1 protein-coding gene is annotated in these 735 nt (G+C 66.9%); it reads left to right on the top strand.

The annotated features are described in order from the left end of the window. Nucleotides 1-602: transposase (locus tag ACFQS1_RS40560; RefSeq protein ID WP_378978412.1), on the top strand; the 602-nt coding region annotated here is incomplete at its 5' end. Nucleotides 603-735 lie beyond the last annotated feature (133 nt).

The following is a 735-nucleotide window of genomic DNA, read 5'->3' as shown; positions in this document are numbered from 1 at the left end:
GAACACCACGCTGGCACCCTGAACACCAAGACCCCGCCCGGCACCCGCCCGGCGGGGTCTTTTCGCACCACCACGTCCTCACCCTCAACGCCGCGCTCATGCTCATTTTCAGCGCCGCGCAACACCCCGCCGCCCAACTCGCTGCACTGTATGCCGAGAGATGGCAGATCGAACTCACCTACGCCCGCTTGAAAACCACCCTGCGCGAACCCGGCACCCGGCTCCGCGGACAGACCCCCGAACTGGCCCACCAGGAACTCTGGGCTCTGCTGACCGTCTACAACGCCCTGGTCCGGCTCGCCGTGACCACCGCGGTCGACCTGAACATCGATCCCGACGCGGTCAGCTTCGCCGCCGTCCTCGCCCTGACCCGAGCCCACCTCGCCACCGGCCCCTGCATCAACTGCGGACACCACGACCCCGACCCAGCCGCCACCCTGATCACTGCGATCGCCGCACAACCCCTCAACCGACACACCCGCACCCGTACCGGCCCCCGCACCGCACGACAACGCGAAACGCAACGTACCCGCGACGTCACTTACGAGATAACCATCAGTCCCGCCGATCTACCTAAACACAGCAAAACGGCCAAAGTTTAGGTCAGTGGGTCCAGGGCCTGCAGCAACCGGCGGATCATCGCCTCGGACGGACGTCGATCAGCCGCGATACCCAGGGCCTGGACCGTCGCGTCCGGTACGTCGGCCACCCACTCCGCGATCGCGGCGTACGAGC

Origin of the sequence: Paractinoplanes rhizophilus, assembly GCF_042664765.1 — a bacterium.
GTDB classification, from domain to species: Bacteria; Actinomycetota; Actinomycetes; order Mycobacteriales; family Micromonosporaceae; genus Actinoplanes; species Actinoplanes rhizophilus.
This window is presented reverse-complemented; position numbering and strand designations above follow the sequence as displayed.